Annotated in this window: 16 protein-coding genes; 9 read left to right on the top strand and 7 right to left on the bottom strand. The window is 61.0% G+C overall.

The window, feature by feature from the left end:
* Nucleotides 1-28 precede the first annotated feature (28 nt).
* The 7 genes from CH92_RS20680 (at nucleotide 29) to CH92_RS20650 (ending at nucleotide 8696) form a co-directional block, all read left to right on the top strand.
* Entirely contained in the window at nucleotides 29-1384 is a 1356-nt protein-coding gene (locus CH92_RS20680; protein WP_025243666.1) for a glutamine synthetase family protein, read from the top strand.
* Between the two features lie 178 nt (nucleotides 1385-1562).
* Nucleotides 1563-2921 carry an aspartate aminotransferase family protein gene (locus CH92_RS20675; RefSeq protein WP_025243665.1) on the top strand — a complete coding sequence of 453 codons (1359 nt, stop codon included), beginning with the start codon at nucleotides 1563-1565 and terminating at the stop codon, nucleotides 2919-2921.
* A 247-nt stretch (nucleotides 2922-3168) separates the two neighbouring features.
* A complete protein-coding gene (locus CH92_RS20670) occupies nucleotides 3169-4266 on the top strand; it encodes a polyamine ABC transporter substrate-binding protein (protein ID WP_025243664.1) in 1098 nt (365 codons plus the stop codon).
* A gap of 228 nt (nucleotides 4267-4494) precedes the next feature.
* A complete protein-coding gene (locus tag CH92_RS20665) occupies nucleotides 4495-5580 on the top strand; it encodes a polyamine ABC transporter substrate-binding protein (RefSeq protein ID WP_025243663.1) in 1086 nt (361 codons plus the stop codon).
* A 98-nt stretch (nucleotides 5581-5678) separates the two neighbouring features.
* Nucleotides 5679-6830: a polyamine ABC transporter ATP-binding protein gene (potA, locus tag CH92_RS20660; RefSeq protein WP_025243662.1), complete on the top strand. Its 1152-nt coding sequence runs from the start codon at nucleotides 5679-5681 to the stop codon at nucleotides 6828-6830.
* Nucleotides 6827-7723 (top strand): ABC transporter permease subunit, encoded by an 897-nt coding sequence (locus CH92_RS20655; protein ID WP_025243661.1) that lies wholly within the window; start codon nucleotides 6827-6829, stop codon nucleotides 7721-7723. Before potA ends, CH92_RS20655 begins: the two co-directional genes overlap by 4 nt.
* Nucleotides 7724-7799: 76 nt before the next feature.
* Nucleotides 7800-8696, top strand: a complete 897-nt coding sequence (locus CH92_RS20650) for an ABC transporter permease subunit (protein ID WP_025243660.1) — start codon at nucleotides 7800-7802, stop codon at nucleotides 8694-8696.
* A gap of 114 nt (nucleotides 8697-8810) precedes the next feature.
* On the opposite strand, the gene CH92_RS20645 is transcribed toward CH92_RS20650, so the two are convergent.
* Nucleotides 8811-9398 carry a DUF6436 domain-containing protein gene (locus CH92_RS20645; protein WP_025243659.1) on the bottom strand — a complete coding sequence of 196 codons (588 nt, stop codon included), beginning with the start codon at nucleotides 9396-9398 and terminating at the stop codon, nucleotides 8811-8813.
* A gap of 86 nt (nucleotides 9399-9484) precedes the next feature.
* Between CH92_RS20645 and CH92_RS20640 the strand changes: the two genes are divergently transcribed.
* The gene (locus CH92_RS20640) at nucleotides 9485-10423 is read left to right on the top strand and encodes an alpha/beta hydrolase (RefSeq protein ID WP_025243658.1); all 939 of its coding nucleotides are present in this window, start codon (nucleotides 9485-9487) and stop codon (nucleotides 10421-10423) included.
* Nucleotides 10424-10433: 10 nt separating this feature from the next.
* Here CH92_RS20640 and CH92_RS20635 read toward each other — a convergent pair whose 3' ends face one another.
* The gene (locus CH92_RS20635) at nucleotides 10434-11204 is read right to left on the bottom strand and encodes a hypothetical protein (protein WP_025243657.1); all 771 of its coding nucleotides are present in this window, start codon (nucleotides 11202-11204) and stop codon (nucleotides 10434-10436) included.
* A gap of 151 nt (nucleotides 11205-11355) precedes the next feature.
* On the opposite strand from CH92_RS20635, the gene CH92_RS20630 reads away from it, so the two are divergent.
* On the top strand, nucleotides 11356-11964 hold the full coding sequence (locus CH92_RS20630) for a 2OG-Fe(II) oxygenase (RefSeq protein WP_025243656.1): 609 nt from the start codon (nucleotides 11356-11358) through the stop codon (nucleotides 11962-11964).
* A gap of 59 nt (nucleotides 11965-12023) precedes the next feature.
* On the opposite strand, the gene dctM is transcribed toward CH92_RS20630, so the two are convergent.
* The 5 genes from dctM to CH92_RS20605 form a co-directional block, all read right to left on the bottom strand.
* Entirely contained in the window at nucleotides 12024-13304 is a 1281-nt protein-coding gene (gene dctM / locus CH92_RS20625) for a C4-dicarboxylate TRAP transporter large permease protein DctM (protein ID WP_025243655.1), read from the bottom strand.
* On the bottom strand, nucleotides 13305-13931 hold the full coding sequence (locus CH92_RS20620; RefSeq protein WP_025243654.1) for a TRAP transporter small permease: 627 nt from the start codon (nucleotides 13929-13931) through the stop codon (nucleotides 13305-13307). It abuts the gene before it with no gap.
* Nucleotides 13932-14159: 228 nt separating this feature from the next.
* Entirely contained in the window at nucleotides 14160-15155 is a 996-nt protein-coding gene (gene dctP / locus CH92_RS20615; protein WP_025243653.1) for a C4-dicarboxylate TRAP substrate-binding protein DctP, read from the bottom strand.
* Nucleotides 15156-15760: 605 nt separating this feature from the next.
* The gene (locus CH92_RS20610) at nucleotides 15761-17149 is read right to left on the bottom strand and encodes a sigma-54-dependent transcriptional regulator (RefSeq protein WP_025243652.1); all 1389 of its coding nucleotides are present in this window, start codon (nucleotides 17147-17149) and stop codon (nucleotides 15761-15763) included.
* 1 nt (nucleotide 17150) lies between these two features.
* Nucleotides 17151-18950 (bottom strand): sensor histidine kinase, encoded by a 1800-nt coding sequence (locus CH92_RS20605; protein WP_025243651.1) that lies wholly within the window; start codon nucleotides 18948-18950, stop codon nucleotides 17151-17153.
* Between the last annotated feature and the right edge of the window lie 16 nt (nucleotides 18951-18966).

Below are 18966 nucleotides of genomic sequence, written 5' to 3'. Positions count from 1 at the left end.
GCTCTTTTCATCAATTCTTGAGGTCGATATGTCCAGCAAGCTCGACCAGCTCACCGGCTGGCTGAAAGAACGCAAGATTACCGAGGTGGAATGCCTGATAAGCGATCTGACCGGTATCGCCCGCGGCAAGATTTCACCCACCAACAAGTTTCTCGACGAGAAGGGCATGCGCCTGCCGGAGAGCGTGCTGCTACAGACCGTGACCGGCGACTATGTTGAAGATGACATCTATTACGAACTGCTCGACCCGGCTGATATCGACATGTTCTGCCGGCCCGACCCGGATGCGGTGTTTCTGGTGCCGTGGGCCATCGAGCCCACCGCTCAGGTGATCCACGACACCTACGACAAGATGGGCAATCCCATCGAAATCTCGCCGCGCAACATCCTCAAGCGCGTACTGAAGATGTACGCCGACAAGGGCTGGCAGCCCATCGTCGCGCCGGAGATGGAGTTCTACCTGACCAAGCGCTGCGAAGACCCGGACCTGCCGTTTCAGCCGCCGATTGGCCGCTCGGGTCGCCAGGAGACTGGCCGGCAATCATTCTCCATCGACGCGGCCAACGAATTCGACCCCCTGTTCGAAGACATGTACGACTGGTGCGAGGCCCAAGGGCTGGATCTGGATACGCTGATCCACGAAGAAGGCACCGCCCAGATGGAGATTAACTTCCGTCATGGCGAGGCGTTGCACCTGGCCGACCAGATCCTGGTGTTCAAGCGCACCATGCGCGAGGCGGCGCTCAAGCACAACGTGGCCGCCACCTTCATGGCCAAGCCCATGACCGGCGAACCCGGCAGCGCCATGCACCTGCACCAGAGCGTGGTCGACGAGACCGGGCGTAACATCTTTTCCAACAGCGACGGCACCATGAGTCAACTGTTCCTGCATCACGTTGGCGGCTTGCAGAAATACATCCCTGAACTGCTGCCGTTGTTCGCGCCCAACGTCAATTCGTTCCGCCGCTTCCTGCCCGACACCTCGGCGCCGGTCAATGTCGAGTGGGGCGAAGAGAACCGTACCGTCGGCCTGCGCGTACCGGATTCCGACCCGCAGAATCGCCGCGTCGAGAATCGCCTGCCAGGGGCAGACGCCAATCCGTATCTGGCCATCGCCGCCAGTCTGCTATGCGGGTACATCGGCATGATTGAGGAGCTGCCGCCGAGCCAGCCGGTCAAAGGCCGAGGCTACGAACGCCGCAACCTGCGCCTGCCGCTGACTCTGGAGGCCGCGCTGGAACGGATGGAGAGCTGCCGGCAGCTGGAGAAATACCTGAGCCCGAAATTCATCACCGGCTACGTCGCGGTCAAGCGCGCCGAGCAGGAGAACTACCATCGGGTGATCAGTTCCTGGGAGCGGGAGTTCCTGATGCTCTCGGTTTGAAGACAGCCGTAGGGTGGATGGCGCTTTTCTCATCCACCTTGGCCCCGTTCGGTGGATCGCCACCCAGTGGAATGCCACCCGGTGGATCGGTGAAGCGTGATCCACCCTACGTTTGGCCGGAGGCTCCGCGTGGATGAGTTTTTCATCCACCGAACATTACGGATTAAAGAGGTGATTGATGAGTGATTCGCAAACCCTGCAATGGCAAGCCCTGAGCCGCGACCACCACCTCCCGCCATTCACCGACTTCAAGGCGCTGAATGCCAAGGGCACGCGCATCATTACTCGTGGCGAAGGTGTGCACCTCTGGGACAGCGAAGGCCACAAGATTCTCGATGCCATGGCCGGGCTCTGGTGCGTCAACCTCGGCTACGGTCGCGAAGAGCTGGTCGAGGCGGCAACCCGCCAGATGCGCGAACTGCCTTACTACAATCTGTTCTTCCAGACCGCCCACCCCCCAGCACTGGCCCTGGCCAAGGCCATCGCCGAGATTGCACCAGAAGGCATGAACCATGTGTTCTTCACCGGGTCGGGCTCGGAAGCCAACGACACCGTGCTGCGCATGGTGCGTCATTACTGGGCGATCAAGGGCCAGCCGCAAAAGAAGGTGGTCATCGGTCGCTGGAACGGCTATCACGGTTCGACCATCGCTGGCGCCAGCCTCGGCGGCATGAAAGCCATGCACGAGCAGAGCGATGGACCCATTCCAGGGATCGAGCACATCGATCAACCCTACTGGTTCGGCGAGGGCGGGGACCTCGATCCGGAGGAGTTCGGCGTGCGGGTCGCCGAGCAGCTGGAGCGGAAGATTCTCGAAGTCGGCGAAGACAAGGTCGCTGCCTTTATCGCGGAGCCGATCCAGGGCGCTGGCGGCGTAATCATTCCGCCAGACAGCTACTGGCCGAAGATCCGCGAGATCCTCGCCCGTTATGAGATTCTCTTTATCGCCGACGAGGTGATTTGCGGTTTCGGCCGCACCGGCGAATGGTTCGGCAGCGACTACTACGGCAACGCGCCGGACCTGATGCCGATCGCCAAGGGCCTGACATCAGGCTACCTGCCCATGGGCGGCGTGGTGGTGCGCGACGAAGTGGTGCATACGCTCAACGAAGGCGGCGAGTTCTACCATGGCTTCACCTACTCGGGACATCCGGTGGCCGCGGCGGTGGCGCTGGAAAACATTCGCATCATGCGTGAAGAAAAAATCGTCGAGCAGGTCAAGACGAAGACGGCACCCTATTTGCAGTCTCGTTGGCGTGAGCTGGTCGAACACCCGCTGGTTGGCGAGGCGCGTGGCGTCGGCATGCTCGGTGCGCTGGAGCTGGTGAAAAACAAGAAAACCCGTGAGCGTTTCGCTGATCCGGGCGTGGGCATGCTCTGCCGCGAGCATTGCTTCCGTAATGGGCTTGTGATGCGTGCGGTTGGAGACACCATGATCATTTCGCCGCCGCTGGTGATCAACGAAGAGCAGATCGATGAGCTGATCGACAAGGTTCGTCTGTGCCTGGATGCCACCGCGAAGGATGCATTGCGCTGACGAAGCCAGATCGGGGCGGTGCCCTGGTCGCGGAGCTATGTTACGAACGGAGGCGCAAACGCGTTTGGGTTGTTGAAAAACAGAGGTCGACCTTGCCAGACTGCGCGCGTGCTTTGGCCTGACTTACCGAGGGGTGTGTCGATGCCGGCACACCCTTTGCTGCCCAGGCGCAACGGACCCGGCGACGATCGCCGGCCAGTGTGACCTGTCCTTAGCCCGACACATGATCACAACAGGAGCTGCACGGATGAAACCCTTTGCCAAAACCCTACTTGCGGTGACGCTGGCCGGCGCGGTTGCTAGCGCTGCACAAGCTCAGGAAAAAGTGCTGCATGTTTTCAACTGGTCCGATTACATCGCCGAAGACACGCTGGAAAACTTCACCAAGGAAACCGGTATTAAGGTTGTCTACGACGTTTTCGATAGCAACGAGGTGCTGGAAGCCAAATTGCTCGCCGGCAGTTCTGGCTATGACATCGTCGTGCCCTCCAACCCATTCCTGGCCAAGCAAATCAAGGCTGGTGTGTTCCAGAAGCTCGACAAGAGCAAACTGCCGAATTGGGAGAACCTCGATAAGGACCTGCTGAAGGCGCTGCAGCCTAGTGATCCGGACAACCAGTACGCGGTGCCCTACATGTGGGGCACGATCGGCATCGGGTATAACGCGGAAAAGGTCAAGGCAGCACTTGGTGAAGACGCACCGGTCGACTCCTGGGATCTGGTGTTCAAGCCAGAGAATATGGAGAAGCTGAAGGCGTGCGGTGTCTCCTTCCTCGATTCGCCGACCGAAATCCTTCCGGCGGCGCTGCACTATTTAGGTTATAAGCCTGACACCACCAAGTCTGACGAACTGAAGAAGGCCGAAGATCTGTTCATGCAGATCCGTCCGAACGTGGCTTACTTCCATTCCTCGAAGTACATCTCAGACCTGGCCAACGGCAACGTCTGCGTCGCCATCGGCTATTCCGGTGACATCTATCAGGCCAAGGCGCGTGCTGAAGAAGCGGGTGGCAAGGTCAAGGTCAGCTATAACATTCCGAAGGAAGGCGCTGGCACCTTCTTTGACATGCTGGCCGTCCCGGCCGATGCGAAGAACGTCGACAATGCGCACGTATTCCTCAACTACCTGATGAAGCCCGACGTGATGGCCTCCATTACGGACTACGTCCAATTCCCCAACGGGAACGCAGCGGCGACCCCGCTGGTTGACGAGGCAATCCGCACGGACCCGGGCATCTACCCGAGCAAGGCTGTCCTGCAGAAGCTCTACACTTTCCCGGACCTGGACCCGAAGACCCAGCGGACCATGACCCGCAGCTGGACCAAGATCAAATCCGGCCGTTGATGCACAGCCGTCTCGACAGACCCGCTTGCGGGTCTGTCGAGCTGGCACCAGTTCCTTGAAGGGGCTATGTACGGACCCGTATCTGGCTTGCAATCCGTATGCAGTACCTCCCTTGGAGCGTGACCGTATGGCTCGTTACGCAGTGCCAGTTGCTTTTTAGAGGTTTTTCCAATAAACAGCCCGCCTTTCGCCCGCTGATCGCGCGGCCTGCAACAAGAGGACACTCTCATGCCTTCGACATTGAAGTCGCTTCTTCTCGCCGCTGCGGTCAGCGGTGCTGCATCCGCTCAGGCTGCCACGGTGCATATCTACAATTGGTCCGATTACATCGGTGAAACCACCCTGGAAGAATTCAAGAAAGAGACTGGCATCGAGCCCGTCTATGACGTCTTCGATTCCAACGAAACCCTCGAAGGCAAATTGCTCGCCGGCCGCACCGGCTATGACGTGGTAGTGCCTTCCAATCATTTTCTCGGCAAGCAGATTCAGGCCGGGGCGTTCCAGAAGCTGGACAAGAGCAAGCTGCCGAACTGGAAGAACCTGGACCCGGCGCTGCTCAAGCAGCTGCAGAAGAACGACCCGGGCAATACCTACGCGGCGCCCTATCTCTGGGGAACCAATGGCATTGGTTACAATGTCGAGAAAGTGACCGCGGCGCTGGGCATCGAAAAGGTCGACTCCTGGGCTGTGTTGTTCGAGCCAGAAAACGCCAAGAAGCTGGCCGAATGCGGTATCGCCTTTCTAGACTCGCCCGACGAGATGATTCCGGCGATGCTCAATTATCTGGGGCTGGATCCCAATAGTGAAAACCCGGACGACTACGCCAAGGCTGAAGCCAAGCTGCTGGAGGTGCGTCCTTACGTGCGGTATTTCCATTCATCCAAGTACATTTCCGATCTGGCCAATGGCAATATCTGCATCGCTGCTGGCTTCTCCGGGGATATTTTCCAGGCGGCCGCTCGTGCCGACGAGGCCGGCAAGGGCATCGACATTGCCTATTCCATTCCCAAGGAAGGCGGCAATCTCTGGTTCGACATGCTCGCCATTCCGGCAGACGCGCAGAATGTCGACGAAGCCCACGCGTTCATCAACTACCTGCTGAAGCCTGAGGTGATTGCGTCAGTCAGCGATTACGTGGGCTATGCCAACCCCAACCTGAAAGCGGATGATCTGATGGATCAGGAGGTGCGCAAGGACCCCTCGGTCTATCCGCCTCAGGAGGTACTGGACCGGTTGTATGTCTCCGCCGAGCTGCCGCAGAAGATCATTCGCTTGATGACCCGCACCTGGACCAAGGTCAAGTCTGGTCAATAAAGACCCCCAACCAGACGAGCGCGGCGGAGCTGCCGCCGCGTATCGAACGACATTCCCGGTGCTGTCCGGGCCCATTTTTTCCAATCGGGAGTTCGCGCATGGCCGTTGCCTCCAGCGCCTACAAAAAAGCCCTCACCGGTGAGAGTCAGAACAAACAGGTGCTGCTGAAGATCGACCGCGTCACCAAGAAGTTCGACGAAACGGTGGCCGTCGATGATGTCTCGCTGAGCATCCGGCAAGGCGAGATCTTCGCCTTGCTTGGTGGCTCGGGCTCAGGCAAATCGACCTTGCTGCGCATGCTGGCGGGTTTCGAGCGGCCGACGGAGGGGCGGATCTTTCTCGACGGCCAGGACATCACCGACATGCCGCCCTACGAGCGGCCGATCAACATGATGTTCCAGTCGTACGCCTTGTTCCCGCACATGACGGTGGCACAGAACATCGCGTTCGGCCTCAAACAGGACGGGCTGTCCAAGGGTGAGGTACAGACGCGCGTCGATGAGATGCTGACGCTGGTGCAAATGAGCCAGTACGCTAAGCGCAAGCCGCATCAGTTGTCCGGCGGCCAGCGCCAGCGCGTGGCACTGGCCCGCTCACTGGCCAAGCGGCCCAAGCTGCTGCTGCTCGACGAGCCCATGGGCGCGCTGGACAAGAAGCTGCGCTCGCAGATGCAGCTGGAACTGGTGCAGATCATCGAGCGGGTCGGCGTGACCTGCGTGATGGTTACCCATGATCAGGAAGAGGCCATGACCATGGCCGAACGCATCGCCATCATGCACCTGGGCTGGATCGCCCAGGTCGGTAGCCCGATGGATATCTACGAGACTCCGGCGAGCCGTCTGGTCTGCGAATTCATCGGCAACGTCAACCTGTTCGACGGGGAGCTGATCGAGGATGTCGAAGACCATGCCGTCATCGCCTGCCCGGCCCTGGAAAACCCCATTTATGTCGGCCATGGCATCAGCACCCGTGCGCAGGACAAGCAGATCACCTATGCCCTGCGTCCGGAAAAGCTTCTGATCGGCACCGAGCTGCCTGAGCTTGAGCGTCCTGGCTATAACTGGGCCAGGGGCGTGGTGTACGACATCGCCTATCTCGGTGGGCATTCGGTCTACTACATCAAGCTCTCGTCGGGGATGATCGTGCAAGCCTTTCTCGCCAATGCCGAGCGGCATGTGAAGTGGCCTACTTGGGAGGAAAGTGTGTACGTGTACTGGTGGGACGACAGCGGCGTGGTGCTGCAGGCATGAACCGCTCACGCTTGAACAGCGGGCGCCGACTGGTCATCGGCGTACCTTTTCTCTGGCTGATGTTGTTTTTCCTGTTGCCGTTCGCCATCGTGCTGAAGATCAGTTTCGCCGAAGCGGACGTGGCGATACCTCCTTACACCGAGATCTTCGCCTACGCTGAACAGCAGCTACAGCTGGTGATCAACCTCGGCAACTACATTTTCCTCAGCGAGGACGACCTGTATTGGGCGGCCTATGCCGGCTCACTGCGCATCGCCTTCTTCAGCACCCTGATATGCCTGGCGGTCGGTTATCCCATGGCTTACGCCATCGCCCGAGCGCGCAAGGATCTGCAGACGGTCCTGTTGCTGCTGATCATGATGCCCACCTGGACGGCGATCTTGATCCGCGTCTACGCCTGGATGGGCATTCTCAGCAGCAACGGCATCCTCAATGGCCTGCTGATGGGAATGGGGCTGATCGATGAGCCGCTGCGCATCCTCAATACCGATCTGGCTGTGTACATCGGGGTGGTCTATTCGTACCTGCCGTTCATGATCCTGCCGCTCTACGCGAACCTGGTGAAGCATGACACGAGCCTGCTCGAGGCGGCCTCGGACCTTGGCGCCAGTAACCTGCGAGCGTTCTGGAAGATCACCGTGCCGCTGTCGAAGAATGGCATCGTCGCCGGCTGCATGCTGGTGTTCATTCCGGTGGTGGGCGAGTTCGTGATTCCCGAGCTGCTCGGTGGCCCGGAGACGCTTATGATCGGCAAGGTGCTCTGGCAGGAATTCTTCAACAACCGTGACTGGCCGGTGGCGTCTGCTCTTGCTGTGGTGATGCTGGCGATACTGCTGGTGCCGATTATCTTGTTCAACCGCAACCAGACCAAAGAAATGGAAGGCAAGCTATGACGCGCCCGGCTCATTGGTTGCGGTGTTCAACCGGCTCTCTACCTAACAGCGTAACCAAGGACATAGAGGGCGAGAGATGAAACGCTACAGTTTTTCCAACCTGATCCTGGTGCTCGGGCTGCTGTTCATCTACCTGCCGATGGTGCTGCTGGTCATCTACTCGTTCAATGCCTCTCGGCTGGTGACCGTGTGGGGCGGCTGGTCGCTCAAGTGGTATGCCGGACTGCTGGAAAACAGCCAGCTGATGGGGGCGGTGATGCGCTCGCTGGAGATTGCGCTCTACACGGCGGTGGCGGCGGTGGCGCTGGGCACCATGGCGGCATTCGTGCTGACGCGTATTCCGAACTTCCGCGGCCGTACACTGTTTGGTGGCCTGGTCACTGCGCCGCTGGTCATGCCCGAAGTAATTACCGGCCTGTCGCTGCTGCTATTGTTCGTGGCGATGGCGCAGCTGATCGGCTGGCCGGCACAGCGTGGGATCGTAACGATCTGGATCGCGCACACCACGTTCTGCTCGGCTTATGTCGCGGTGGTGGTGATGGCGCGTCTGCGCGAGCTCGACCAGTCCATCGAGGAAGCGGCGATGGACCTCGGTGCTCGGCCGTGGAAGGTGTTTTTTCTGATCACGATGCCAATGATCGCGCCTTCACTGGCGGCCGGTGGCATGCTCTCGTTCGCCCTGTCGCTGGACGATCTGGTGTTGGCCAGCTTCGTCTCCGGGCCGGGCTCGACCACGCTGCCGATGGAGATCTTCTCTGCCGTCAGACTCGGGGTAAAACCTGAGATCAACGCGGTGGCCAGTCTGATCCTGCTGGTGGTGTCGCTGGCGACATTCATTGCCTGGTACCTCAGCCGCCGTGCAGAGAAGCGCCGTGTTCGCGCGATGCGTCAGGCGATGGATGACGGCGCCAAACAGAACTGGCGACCGACAATCGACAATACGGTGATGGCACCGCCCTCTGCGCATAGCTGATCAGCGGGCCGGCGCGAGGAATCAATCGCTGGCGCCGGCGGCCGAAACATGCCTTTGCCGGTCGTCGCCGGCGGAATATCTTCGAAGCCCGCGGGCTGGCCACTGAAGCAATCGTCAACCGTCAACCGGAGGGCGGTCCTTCCAGTCACAGAAGCAGCCTACCGCGAGTGAATGCGTGGCATTGACCTGACGGCCCGCCAATATCGCCTCCAGGATCGGTTCGATGAAGCTGTTGCTGGAATTGCACACCGCACCTTCGCTGTAGGGGCCGACATACACCAGTCGACCATTCTTGTTCCAGATACCTACGGCAGGGCTGGCCGGCAGCGTTTCCGAGCCGGGCAAGGTTGATAAGGCTTGCAGGCCAGCCAGCTGCTCCGGGAGGCGACCGTGGGTGCCCGGCTTTTGCAGCGCATAAAAGCTGACGCCCCGATCGCCGAATCGCTTAATCAGTTCGGCCAGATGTTGCTGGTTACCGGCATTGCAAGGGCAGGCAGGGTCCCAGAAATGCACCACGCGGACCGATCCCGCCCCGCCCAATGACCCGGGCAACGCCAGGTATTCTCCGGAAAACAGTTCGGCACGTTCACTATCAAAGGGCCGCAGGTAGCGCGCCTCGAACCACCAGAAGGCGGCCAGCATGGCGCCGCCCCAAAGCAGCGCGACCAGCGCTGCGAGCAAATATTTGATGCGTACGGACATGGCGGCGCTCTTCGATGGGGGCATCAGCTTGCCACGTCGCGCTGCAGAGCTGAATATTCCATTCCATCCGAGCAAGAAAACCTGTCATGCCCTCGCGAATCGATCCCGACGCCCTCCGCGCGCAGCTGCGCCCCATCAGTCATGGCGCCGAACTCAGCAGCGATGCGAACTTCTACCAAGCCTACTATGGCCTGGACTTGCCCCATCACCGCAATGTCCAGCGGCGTCTGGGCTGCTTCTCGGTGCATGGCTACGAGGTCGCCGCTCAAGCCTGGTGCCCCGAACAGCCGGTGGCGACGCTGCTCGTCCTGCACGGCTATTACGACCACATGGGCCTCTATCGGCATGTAGTGGACTGGGGCTTGGGCATGGGTTTCGCCGTGCTCGCCTGTGATCTGCCGGGGCACGGACTGTCCAGCGGACCACGTGCCAGCATCAACGAGTTCGCCGAGTATCAGGCGGTGCTGCAGGGTTTGCTGCATGAAGCCGCTGAGCTGGGGCTGCCTCGACCTTGGCACTTGCTGGGGCAGAGTACCGGCGCGGCGATCGTGCTCGATTATCTGCTGTCCCCGCCGGAGTATCCGCAGTTGGGGCGCGGCATTCTGCTCGCGCCGCTGGTGCGGCCGCGTGCCTGGGGCTGGTCACGGTTCAGCTACGAGGTGGTGCGCCGCTTCGTCAAACAGATTCCTCGGCGCTTCAGCGAGAACTCGGGCGATCCGGCATTTCTCGAATTCATTCAATCGAGCGATCCGCTGCAGCCGGATATTCTGCCGACCGCCTGGGTAGGCGCACTGTCGCGCTGGATCCCACGGATCGAAGGCGCGCCGCGTAGCCCGCACAGTCCGATCATTATTCAGGGGGACGCTGATATGACGGTCGACTGGCAGCACAACCTGCCGGTGCTCGAGCGCAAGTTCACCGCGCCGGAAATCCTTCGCCTTCCTGAGGCGCGTCATCACTTGGTCAATGAGCGCGAAGCCATACGCCGAGAATACTTCGACTTTCTCAGCGAACGGCTGCGGTAGCGGCGAACCCTTAGCGCGTCGCGCCGGCGTGCGCCTGGATCTCGCTGCCGCTCATGCCGACCGCAAGACCCGCCCGCAAGGCTTTCAGCGCGACCTGGTAATAGTGCTGGCCCGCTTCGGATTGGGCAAACTCGACGAACTCCTCCAGCTCGACATCGGAAAGATCGCGATAGATATATAGCAAGGTATTGTCCAGGTCGGCCTCGACCTGCTGATGCAAACGTTCGCGCTGGCTATTGAGCAGTCCCTGCGCCTGATCGCCGCCGAGCAGGCCGGGGATCATCTGGCTGAGACTGTCGGCCGCCACCCCGGCCAGCGCCAAGCTGACTTCCGCGCCGGCTTCGGCAGCCGGCAACGCCTGGGCCAGATGACGGATCAGCAACTGCCGATTGCTGCCGGCTTCCATTCGCGGCAAACCATTTTCATAGCGGGCCAGCTGTTCGCGACGGCCGGCCAGTGTTTCCGCTGCAACCACCTTGTGGCCCAACGTCGACTGGAAGAAATCCAACGCGGGTTGAGGATCCGACAAGTGCTGCCGTAGCGCCCGCTGGGCGCGCTGGTCGATAGCATTGGCGGCAAAGCGTCGGTTGCTGTTGGTCACCAATGCCTGATAAACCGCCGGCGGCAGGCTGCTCTTGTAGCGCTGCTGGGCGGTCGTCAGGGCATCGGAAAAATTGGCACGTTGTTCGGTCCAGCCCGCGGCCTTGTAAAGTTCATCGTAGCCATCGGCCAGGGTGTTCAGGCTGAAGGCAAGTAATACACAAGCGATAAGGGCGCGCATGGAAGCTCCTCTGTGGCGGGCGGTTTATTTTCGGCGCCGCGACCCGGGCTTGTCGAGGAGCGAAAGCACTGCTGCTAGACTCAGCCGCTGTTTCCCTGCGGGCCCACCGAGGCCGCCGGAAGCATCATCTGACCCATTGGAGTCACTTTCCTTGCCGTTCTCAACGATCATCGACGACCTGGCCGCGCGCGGCTGGTCGCTGCAGAGTTCCTTCCTGTCCAGTGATATGACCCGAAAGCTGGCCGGCGAGTGCCGCAGACGCTATGCCGAGGGTGCGCTGGCGCCGGCGGGTGTCGGTCGAGGCGACGAGCAGGCGGTGCGCGAAGGCATTCGCGGCGACCATATCCACTGGCTGGAAGAGGGGCAGGCGGAGGTTTGTGATGCCTATCTGGTGCTGATGAACGAGCTGCGGCAGGTGCTCAATCGCGAACTGTTCCTCGGCCTCGAGGAATTCGAGTGCCACTTCGCGCTTTATCCGCCCGGGGCCTTCTATCAGACGCATCTGGACCGTTTCCGTGATGACGACAGCCGTTGCGTGAGCGCGGTGCTCTACTTGAATCCGGATTGGCAACCGGCCGATGGGGGCGAGCTGCGCATGCACTTCGCCGATGGGTCCAGCCTCGATATCGCGCCGCTGGCCGGCGATCTGCTGATGTTTCTGTCCGGCGATTTCCCCCACGAAGTGTTGGTTACCCAGACCGACCGATTGTCATTGACCGGCTGGTTTCGCCGCCGTCCGGTGGATCTGCTGGCACTCTGAGCGGGCATGAAAAAGCCCGGCGCTAGGCCGGGCTTGGAGCAGCTCTCGGATCGCTGGGGTTACATCCCCAGCAGGTTTGGCAGCGCGAGAGAGATCATCGGCACATAAGTAATGAGTACCAGGAACGCCATCATCAGCGCCAGCCACGGCAGCACGGCGCGAATCACTTGAGTGACCGGCATACCGGTCACCGCCGAGGCGACGAACAGGTTCAGCCCCACCGGTGGGGTGATCAGACCGATTTCCATATTGACCACCATGATGATGCCCAGGTGAATCGGATCGATGCCCAGCTGGATGGCGATCGGGAACAGGATCGGCGCCAGGATCAGGATGATCGCCGAAGGCTCCATGAAAGCACCTGCAACCAGCAGCACGATGTTCACCACCAACAGGAACATCCAGGGCTGCAGCCCGGCCTCGAGGACCATCGCGGTGATCTGCTGCGGAATCTGTTCAGTGGTCAACACATGCGCGAAGAGCATGGCGTTGGCAATGATGAACATCAGCATGATGGTGAGCTTGCCCGACTCCAGCAGCACCTTCGGACAGTCACGAATCGTGATGTCCTTGTAGACGAACAGCGCGATGAAGGCGGAATAAACCGCCGCAACGGCCGCCGCTTCGGTCGGTGTGAACATGCCCGAATAGATGCCCCCGAGGATGATCACCATCAGCAGCAGGCCCCAGATGGCCTCGCGAGCGGCCGCCAGCCATTCGCGGAAGGACGCTCGCGGCAACGCCGGGAGATTCTTCTTCACCGCAACGATGTAGATCGCCACCATCAGTCCGAGGCCCAGCAGCAGGCCAGGCACGACGCCGGCCATGAACAGCTTGCCGACGGAGGTTTCGGTGGCGGCGGCATAAACCACCATCACGATCGATGGCGGGATCAGGATGCCCAGGGTACCGGCGTTACAGACGATGCCGGCGCCGAACGCCTGAGGATAGCCGGAACGAACCATGCCGGCGATGGCGATCGAACCGACTGCGGCCACGGTGGCCGGCGAGGAGCCGGACAAGGCGGCGAACAGCATGCAGGCCATTACGGCAGCAATGGCGAGGCCGCCTCGGATGTGGCCAACGCTGGCGTTGGCGAAGTCGATCAGGCGCTTGGCGACGCCGCCGGTGGTCATGAAGGCGCCAGCCAGCAGGAAGAACGGAATGGCCAGCAGCGTGTAGTGCTCGGACGTCTCGAACAGCTTGATCGCCAGCGACGTGACCGAATCCGCACTGAACAACAAAATGGTCAGCGAACCGGCCAGGCCCAGGGAAACGGCCACCGGCACGCCGATGAACATCAATGCGAAGAGCGCAACGAAGAGGAACAGGATGGTCATTTACTTCGGCTCCTCTGCGCCCAGTTTCGCGGCTTCGGCGGCTTCGTCTGCCAAGCCCAAACCGGTCTGTTCGTTGCGCAGGATGCGCACGAAGATTTCGGCGAAACGGATGAAGACCATGGCGAACCCGATCGGCACGATCATGCCGATGTGCCACTGCTTGACCCCGAAGTGGCCGAGGTCTTCAGCGCCGATGTTGGCGGTGAACAGGGCAGAGATCCAGTTGAAGCTGGCAAAGGCCAGCAGAGCCGCGTAGCCGAGGCAGAACAGGCAGGCAATGATGCCGATGTAGCGCTGGACGTGACGTGGTACGAGCTTGACCAGCGCATCGATGCCGATATGTCCGGCGGTGCGTACGCCGTATGCCAGACCGGAGAAGATCAGCCAGGCGAACAGCGCCTTGGTCAGCGCGGTGCTCCAGGTCATCGCCTGGGCCATGCCGATGACGAAGTCGCCAATGGCGAAAAAGAAATCGCTGGCCCCCTCGAATCGATCGCCAAGGCTATAGAAGACGGTGTAGAGGTTATTCAGGACCACATAAACGAAGGTCACCAGAGTCATGGCGGCCAGCAGAAAGGCAATGAAGCCTTCCTCGAAGTGGTCCCAGACGCGCCAGAGGGCGTTCATGGATGACATCTCCCGATGGAATGCATTGTTTCGACGGGCGTACGGATCGTGCGCCGTTGTTCCGGTCTGGTTACCGGATGACAGAGCAATGAAGATGCTTGTTTTAGAGCGGATGGAAGCCGTGGGTCAGCTTGCCGTCATGCTCGTCTGGATATTCTTCATTGCGCTGTCGGTATTGCTGTTGCCGGAACGGAGGGAGCGAGAGGCCTCGCTCCCTCTGCCCAGGACTTATTTAGCCTGGTTGGACGCTTCGGCTGCCTTGATCAGGTCGGCACCGATGTCATTCTCGAACTTCTTCCAGACCGGCTTCATGGCTTCACGCCACTTGGCACGCTCTTCCGGCGTCAGTACGAGGATTTCAGTGGTGCCGGCGGCCAGGATATCTGCCTTGGCTTTCTGGTTCAGCGCGTCGGCCTGCTTGTTCACCTCGACCGTGACTTCGTCCAGGATGGTTTCCAGTTCGCCACGGACGTCATCCGGCAGACCGTTCCAGAACTTGGTGTTGGTGATCAGCATGTAATCGAGCAGACCATGGTCGGACTCGGTGATGTGCTTCTGCACTTCGTGCATCTTCTGCGAGTAGATGTTCGAGTAGGGGTTCTCGGCACCGTTTACCACACCGGTCTGCAGACCCTGATAAACCTCGGCGAAGCTCATCTTGCGCGGGTTGGCGCGCAGGGCTTTGAACTGCTCGTCGAGTACGGCAGAAGCCTGCACACGGAACTTCAGACCACGGGCGTCTTTGGGCTCGCGCAGTTCCTTGTTGGCCGACAGCTGCTTCATGCCGTTGTGCCAGTAGCCCAGGCCGGTGATGTTCTTGTCTTCCATGGAGCTCAGCAGCTTCTGGCCGGCTTCGCTCTGCTGGAAGCGGTCGACCGCCTGGATGTTGTCGAACAGGAACGGCAGGTCGAACACCTGAACGCCCTTGGAATAATGTTCGAACTTGGCCAGCGACGGAGCGATCAGTTGAACGTCGCCCAGCAGCAGCGCTTCCATTTCCTTGCCGTCGCCAAACAGCGACGAGTTCGGGTAAACCTGAACTTCGACCTTGCCGGGCAACCGTTCTTCTACCAACTTCTTGAACAGGTTGGCGCCTTGGCCCTTCGGCGTGTTGTCGGCAACCACGTGGGAGAATTTGATCAGAATCGGGTCGGCAGCCTGGGCCAGGCCTGCAATTCCCAGGGATAGGGCGCAGGCAAGCGCCGTGGCGGTCAGTTTGAACATTGTTGTTTTCCTCTTGTTGTGAATTGAGCTACCGCATAAAGCGAAAAGCTCGGCTGTAACCAGCAAGACAAGTCTAGGCGTCATTGGCAACATGCGCCCCTAATCGGCTCGGCTTGCCGGTTCATCGTGTTAGCGAGAGCAAGCCCTGTGCCAAATGCATAGGACGATGCGACTCGTAACACGGGAGTTTACTCGCATGATGGCAAAATACTGACGAATAATTCTCAGCCGCCCCGTCTGGCCCGCAGGTTTGCCGTCTTGTCAGCGTGCATGGCCATAGGCCGTAGATGGCAGATTGCCGTGCTGGCGGTCGGCATCTTTCATCAATCGAGTGATCCCTCATCTCGGATGACTCTACTTGGGGCCCCGGACCGCTGGAAATTCACCATTGAACAAGCCCGGCTTCGCCTTTCGCGAATGCGAGGGCCTGAGAATGCGGGTTCTCGAGAGGTGGGTTCGTAATCGATGGGCCGGTTGATCAAGCGGTTCACCTCCTCGAGAGGTGCTGGGCGGCGCCTCGGCCTCTGCCCGGGCGCCCATTGACGAGCGGTACGTCAGCTCGACTTCCGGATATTCCCTGCCATTGCATGGCGAAAAACCGCCAGCTAGTCGCAATCATCCGGCGAGGTTCCGCCAACATCATTGAAGACCAGACCGTGCTTGCGCAACTTGTCGTGCAGGGTCTTGCGTGGCAGGCCGAGGGCTTCGGCGACGCTGCGCAACGAGTTGTGCGGACGGCCCAGCTCGGCGGCGATCAACGCGCGCTCGAAGGCGTCGACTTGCTCGTTGAGGGTGCTAGCTGTCGCTGCGGCGGTGTCGGAAGCATGTACGGGATCTTCCAGGCCCAGTTCGAGGCCTAGGGCAAAGCGCTCCGCGGTGTTTTGCAATTCGCGGACGTTACCCGGCCAGGTATGCCGGAGCAGCTGTGCGCGCTGCTCCGGCCGCAGCTCACGGATCGGCAGGTCGTGTCGGCTGGCGGCGGTCTCGGCAAAATGCTGGAACAGGAACAACAGGTCCTCGCGACGTTCACGCAGCGGCGGGATGCGCAGCGGCGCGACGTTCAGCCGGTAGTAGAGGTCGGCACGGAAACGGCCTTGATCGGCGGCTTGGCGCAGGTCCTCCTTGGTGGCAGCAATGATGCGGATGTCCAATGCAATTGACTGGTTGCCGCCCAGCCGTTCGACGACCCGCTCTTGCAGCATGCGCAGCAGCTTGACCTGCACGTCCAGACTCATGCTCTCAATTTCATCGAGGAACAGGGTGCCGCCATTGGCGAATTCGAACTTGCCGATGCGGCGCTTCTGCGCACCGGTAAAGGCGCCTGCCTCGTGGCCGAAGAGTTCGCTCTCGACCACAGACTCGGCCAGCGCGCCGGCATTGATGGCGACGAAAGGGCCGCCGCGGCGGCCGGACAGGTCATGCAGCGCGCGCGCAACCACTTCCTTGCCGGCACCGGTTTCGCCGAGGATCAACACATCGGCCTGGGTGCCGGCGAGCGCGCCGATCTGCTCACGCAGGCGCTGCATGGCTGGCGATTGACCGAGCAGGCGCGTCGACAGTTGCTGACGGTCGGCCAGCGCCAGGCGCAGGCTGCGGTTGTCGAGGACCAGCTGCCGCAGAGCCAGCGCACGGCGCACGCCGTCGAGCAGCGCCTCGCTGGGAAAGGGTTTCTCGAGAAAATCGTAGGCGCCCGCGCGCATCGCCTGCACAGCCAACTGTATATCCCCGTGGCCGGTGATCAGCAGTACCGGAAGCTCGCTGTCGAGCGTATGCAACTGTTGTTGCAATTCGAGGCCGTCCAGGCCGGGCATGCGGATGTCACTGACCACCACGCCGGGCCAGTCCATCGGCAACATCGCCGCTAGACCGCGGGCATCGCCCAGGCTGAGTACTTTGAGCCCGGCGAGATCGAGCGTCTGGCTCAACGCCTTGCGCAGGTGCGGATCGTCATCGACCAGGACTACCTGAAACTGCGGGTCGATCTGGCTGGTCATGCTAGTCCTCGCTCGGAAAGGCGACGCCGGGATCGGCGGATCGCAGGTAGAGACTGAGCTGGGCGCCGCCCTCGGGATGGTTGGTCATCGTCAGCTCGCCGTCCAGGGCGCGCGTCAGGGTATCGCAGATGGCCAAACCGAGGCCCAGGCCCTGAGCGCTGGTCTTGGTGGTGAAGAACGGCTCGCGAGCGCGCTGCAGCGCTGCGCTGGAAAATCCCGGGCCATTGTCGCGCAAGGTGAGTAATACGCCATCGTCCTTGCGTTCGGCACGCAGCCAGATGCGCCGTACCGGCGGCCGCTCGTTTAGCGCATCGAGGGCGTTGGCCAGCAGGTTGGAGAGGATCTGCCGCAGCCGCGTCTCGCCCGCCTGAACCCATAGCGTCGCGTCTGGAAGATCGCGAATCAGCTCGACGCCCATGGCTTGTCGCCGCTTGGCCAGCAGCGCCAGCGCATCGTCCAGCGCGGGTTGCAGCGCCACCCGTTCCGGCGCATGCCGATCGCGCCGCGCGAACGCACGCAGATGGGCGATGATGGACGCCATCCGAGCGGTCAGTTCGCTGATCAGCCTGAGGTTGTCGCGAGCCTCATCATTGCGCTGCTGATCGAGCAACACGCCGGCGTTGTCGGCATAGCTGCGAATCGCGCCCAGCGGCTGATTGAGCTCATGGCTGATGCTCGCCGACATGGTGCCCAGCGCCGATAGCTTGCCGGCCTGGAGGAGTTCGTCCTGAGCGCGCACCAGCTCCTGCTGGGCCTGCTCCCGCTCTAGGACTTCCTGCTTGAGCCGGCTGTTCAGCGCTTCCAGGTCCTGTGTCCGTTCCTGCACGCGGCGCTCCAGCTGCTGTCGCGCCTTGGCGTCCAGCGCAATCCGCTCCAGGTAATGGCGGCGGCGCTGCATCAGCAAGCCAAGCAGCAGCAACAAGGCGGCCAGGGTGGCGGCGCCGATCGCCACCACCGTCTGCACAGGCCGCTCGACCAGGTTGATCGGCGCCAGAATACGCACCGTCCACCCGGTTTCCTTGAGCTCACGACTCTGAATCAGCCAGGTATCGATATCCAACGTCAGGTCTCGTGGCCGAAGCGTTGGGTAAGGGCGTTCGGATGCGATCTGCTCGCGCTCATCGATATCCAGCGCCCGGCTTGCGCGAAATCGCCATTCCGGCTTTGACGTAAGGATTACCACGCCGAAACTGTCGGTAACCATCAGTTGCTCGGGTGTGTTGCCCCACAGCGTTTCCGTGTAATCCAGATCGACCTTGACCACCAGCACGCCCAGAACCTCGTCGCCGTCGCGCACGGCTGCTCCGAAGTAATATCCACGCTTACCGGACGTGGTGCCGAGCCCGAAAAAACGTCCCAACTCGCCAGCCATGGCTTCCCTGAAATAGGGTCGAAAGGCGAAGTTGCGATTAACGAAGCTATCTTCGTCATTCCAGTTCGATGCGGCCAAGGTATTACCATCCGGCGCCATCAGATAAATCACGTCTGCGCCCGTTTGCTTGCGTAGCTGGTCCAGCAGGCGATTGGCCTGGTCCTTGGCGGTTGGATTGGCAGGCTGACTCAGCGCAGCGCGAAGCGTAGGCAGATCGCCAAGAATGCGCGGCAGCACCTCGTAGCGGCGCAACGAGCCGAGCAGGTTGGCTACGTAGAGATCGAGCGTTTGCCGATTCTGCTCGATCAGCTCGTTGCTGTAATAGCGCTCGGCCAGCTGCTGTAACGGCCACAGCAGCGGCGCCAGCAGCAGTGCGACCAGGGCCAGATTGCGCCAGCGTGGGCGACGAGGGGGTTCGGGTGATGTCATGCAGATGCGCCTGTGA

It is taken from the genome of Stutzerimonas stutzeri (assembly GCF_000590475.1).
Classification (GTDB): Bacteria; Pseudomonadota; Gammaproteobacteria; order Pseudomonadales; family Pseudomonadaceae; genus Stutzerimonas; species Stutzerimonas stutzeri_D.
The sequence above is the reverse complement of the archived record's forward strand: the minus strand, read 5'-3'. Positions and strand labels throughout refer to the sequence as shown.